Genomic DNA, 3,645 nt, shown 5'->3' on the forward strand with positions numbered 1-3,645 from the left:
CTGCGACCCGGGCCCCGCCCTCGTCCACGTCCGCCCCGCGAGGGGTGGCGTCAGCGCTGGTAGAGCGCCTCGATCTCGTCGGCGAAGTCCTTGGCGACGACGTTCCGTTTCAGCTTCAGCGACGGCGTGAGGTGCCCCGACTCCTCGGTGAACTGGCCCGCCAGCACGCGGAACTTGCGCACCGACTCCGCCTTGGAGACCGCCGCGTTGCCGTCGTCGACCGCCGACTGGATCGCGGCCAGCAGGTCCGCGTCGTCCCGCAGCCCCGCCGCCGTCGTCCCCTGCGGCTTGCCGTTCTCCGCGCACCAGCGGCCGAGGAACTCCTCGTCCAGGGTGACCAGGGCGCCGACGAACGGGCGGCCGTCGCCGACCACCATGCACTCGGCGATCAGCGCGTGCGCCCGGATGCGGTCCTCGATCACGGCCGGGGCGACGTTCTTGCCGCCCGCCGTGACGATGATCTCCTTCTTGCGGCCGGTGATCCGCAGGTAGCCGTCCTCGTCGAGGGTGCCGAGGTCACCGGTGTGGAACCAGCCGTCCTCCAGCGCCTCGGCGGTGGCCGCCTCGTTGTTCCAGTAGCCGGTGAAGACGTGCTCGCCGTGGAGCAGGACCTCGCCGTCGTCGGCGATCCGGACGACCGAACCGGGCAGCGGCTGGCCGACCGTGCCGATCTTCTGCTTGTCCCACGGGTTGAAGGCGGTGGCCGCCGCGGACTCGGTGAGGCCGTAGCCCTCGAGGATGGTGAAGCCGATGCCGCGGAAGAAGTGGCCGAGGCGCTCGCCCAGCGGCGCGCCGCCGGAGACCGCGTACTCGCCGCGTCCGCCCAGGACGGCGCGCAGCTTGCTGTAGACCAGCTTGTCGAAGATCTTGTACTTGACGCGCAGGCCGAAGGACGGGCCGGAGGGCTCGTCCAGGGCGCGGCTGTAGGCGATCGCGGTGGCGGCGGCCTTGTCGAAGATCTTGCCCTTGCCGTCGGCCTGCGCCTTGGCGCGGGCCGAGTTGTAGACCTTCTCGAAGACCCGGGGGACGCCGAGGATCAGCGTCGGGCGGAAGGACGCCAGCTCGCCGGTCAGGTTGGAGATGTCGGGGACGAGGCCCAGCCGGATCGGCGCGAGCATCGCCGCGACCTCGACCAGCCGGCCGAAGACGTGGGCGAGCGGCAGGAACAGCAGGACGGAGCAGCGGCCGGTGTCGAAGAGCGGGCCGAGGCGCTCGACGGCGTTGCCGGCCTCCGCGAACCAGTTGCGGTGGGTGAGCACGCAGCCCTTGGGGCGGCCGGTGGTGCCGGAGGTGTAGACGATGGTCGCCGGGTCGTCGGCCCTGGCGGAGCGGGCGCGCTCGTCGAGGGTGTCCTCGGAGACGTCCTGGCCGAGCCGGCCGAGCTCCTCGAGGGCGCCGTCGTCGATCTGCCACACGTGCTTCAGCGCGGGGAGCTGGGAGCGGACCTGCTCGACGCCGGCGGCGTGGGCCGGCGTCTCGACCACCACGGCGGTGGCGCCGGAGTCGCCGAGTATCCACTCGATCTGCTCGGGCGAGCTGGTCTCGTAGACCGGCACGGTCACCGCGCCGGCGCTCCAGATCGCGAAGTCCAGCAGGGTCCACTCGTAGCGGGTGCGGGAGATCAGCGCCACCCGGTCACCGGGCTGCACGCCCGCGCCGATCAGGCCCTTGGCCGCGGCGTTCACCTCGGCGAGGAACCGCCGGGCCGTGACGTCCTGCCAGGCGCCGCGGTCGTCCTTGCGGGCGATCACCGCGGTGTCGGGGTGCTGCGCGGCGTTTCTGCGGACCAGGTCGGTCAGGTTGCCGTCCGCAGGGACTTCGTACAGAGCCGGAAGGCTGAACTCGCGCAAGACTGCTGCTCCTCATTGGCGCCGACGCCACGACGTTGTGTGGGGTGCGACGGCGGTGCGGTCCGTGGCCGGGCGCCTGCCCGGACGGGGTGCGGACACGATCCGCCCCGGACCCGGCACGCCCTGGACCTGACACTTCTTGGACCGAACGGACGTTACCCCTGGGTAGCTTTACTCCGGAAGGGCATCCGGTTCGGATGTTCGCCGCGTCACACGACTGGTGTTCCATTGCGCACAGTAGTCCACGCCTTTCTTGTGAAGCCAGAGTAACCGCAGGTCCGACCGCCTCTGTTCACGGTCCCACCGCACCCTTAGGCTTCGTCGGCATGGCAGCGACCCCCCTCCGTGACCGGGCCGCGGGGCCCGGCACCCGCATCCACGTGGTCAGTGACGTGCACGGCAACGCCCGCGATCTCGCGCGGGCCGGGGAGGGCGCCGACGCGCTGATCTGTCTGGGCGACCTGGTGCTGTTCCTGGACTACGCCGACCACTCGCGCGGGATCTTCCCCGAGCTGTTCGGCGAGGAGAACGCGGACCGCGTCGTCGAGCTGCGCACCGCCCGCCGCTTCGCGGAGGCCCGGGACTTCCAGGCCGGGCTGTGGGCGGCGGCGGGCGAGGACCGGGCGGTGCTGATCGAGCGCGCGGTGCGCCGCCAGTACGCCGAGATGTTCGCGGCGATGCCCGCCCCGACGTACGCCACCTTCGGCAACGTCGACCTCCCCCGGTTGTGGCCGGAGTTCGCCCGGGAGGGCACCACCGTCCTGGACGGCCAGCGGGTGGAGATCGGCGGCTGGACCTTCGGCTTCGTCGGCGGCGGCCTGCGCACCCCGATGCGGACGCCGTTCGAGATCGACGACGAGGAGTACGAGGCCAAGCTGGCCGCGCTGGGCGAGGTGGACGTGCTGTGCACGCACATCCCGCCGGAGGTCCCCGACCTGGTCTACGACACGGTGGCCCGCCGCTTCGAGCGGGGCAGCCGCGCGCTGCTGGACGTGATCCGGCGCACCCGGCCCCGGTACTCGCTCTTCGGGCACGTCCACCAGCCGCTGAGCCGGCGGATGCGGATCGGGTCCACCGAGTGCGTCAACGTCGGCCACTTCGCGAGCAGCGGCAGGCCGTGGGCGCTGGAGTTCTGAGGCCCCGGCCCCCCTGCCGGGACGGCGGCGCCTTCCGCGCGCGATAGCCTGCACCAGCAGACCTGCCGGACCGGATCTGGAGGAGCCACGGCGATGGCGGAACACACCAGCTCGAACATCACCATTGAGGCCGCACCGGCCGCCGTGATGGAGGTGATCGCCGACTTCGCCCGCTACCCCGAGTGGACCGGTGAGGTGAAGGAGGCGGAGGTCGTCGCCACGGACGACCGGGGCCGCGCGGAGCAGGTCCGGCTGGTGATGGACGCCGGCGCGATCAAGGACGACCAGACCCTGGCCTACACGTGGCAGGGCGGGAGCGAGGTCTCCTGGACCCTGGTGAAGTCCCAGATGCTCAGGTCCCTGGACGGCTCGTACGCCCTGCGGGACCGGGGTGACGGGTCCACCGAGGTCACCTACACCCTGACCGTGGACGTCAAGATCCCGATGCTCGGCATGATCAAGCGCAAGGCCGAGAAGGTCATCATCGACCGGGCGCTGGCCGGCCTGAAGAAGCGCGTCGAGTCCAGGGCGGCCTAGGGCCGGGTCCTCGCCGCCGATGCGGACCGTACTGATCACCGGGCCCGGCGGCTCCGGACGGACCACCGTCGCCGCGGCCACCGCCCTGCGCGCCGCCCGCGAGGGTTCCCGCACCCTGCTGC

General features: G+C 71.9%; 4 protein-coding genes. 3 read left to right on the top strand and 1 reads right to left on the bottom strand.

Translation table 11 applies throughout. The annotated features are described in order from the left end of the window. Positions 1–50 precede the first annotated feature (50 nt). A complete protein-coding gene (locus HW445_RS22295; RefSeq protein WP_180222750.1) occupies positions 51–1,850 on the bottom strand; it encodes a long-chain fatty acid--CoA ligase in 1,800 nt (599 codons plus the stop codon). A 326-nt stretch (positions 1,851–2,176) separates the two neighbouring features. Between HW445_RS22295 and HW445_RS22300 the strand changes: the two genes are divergently transcribed. The 3 genes from HW445_RS22300 to HW445_RS22310 all read left to right on the top strand — a co-directional run. After that, positions 2,177–2,986 (top strand): metallophosphoesterase, encoded by an 810-nt coding sequence (locus HW445_RS22300; protein WP_180222751.1) that lies wholly within the window; start codon positions 2,177–2,179, stop codon positions 2,984–2,986. A gap of 93 nt (positions 2,987–3,079) precedes the next feature. Continuing rightward, on the top strand, positions 3,080–3,523 hold the full coding sequence (locus tag HW445_RS22305) for an SRPBCC family protein (RefSeq protein ID WP_180222752.1): 444 nt from the start codon (positions 3,080–3,082) through the stop codon (positions 3,521–3,523). Positions 3,524–3,542: 19 nt separating this feature from the next. Then, positions 3,543–3,645 (top strand): ArsA-related P-loop ATPase (locus HW445_RS22310; RefSeq protein WP_180222753.1); only part of this gene is annotated, 103 nt, incomplete at its 3' end.

Origin of the sequence: Streptomyces sp. UH6 (genome assembly GCF_013421635.1) — a bacterium.
In the GTDB taxonomy this organism is placed as follows: Bacteria; Actinomycetota; Actinomycetes; order Streptomycetales; family Streptomycetaceae; genus Streptomyces; species Streptomyces abyssomicinicus.

Bases quoted from the DNA above. Each gene is read 5' to 3' on its own strand.
- HW445_RS22300 (WP_180222751.1), top strand. From the start codon at position 2,177: ATGGCAGCGACCCCCCTCCGTGACCGGGCCGCGGGGCCCGGCACCCGC.
- HW445_RS22305 (WP_180222752.1), top strand. From the start codon at position 3,080: ATGGCGGAACACACCAGCTCGAACATCACCATTGAGGCCGCACCGGCC.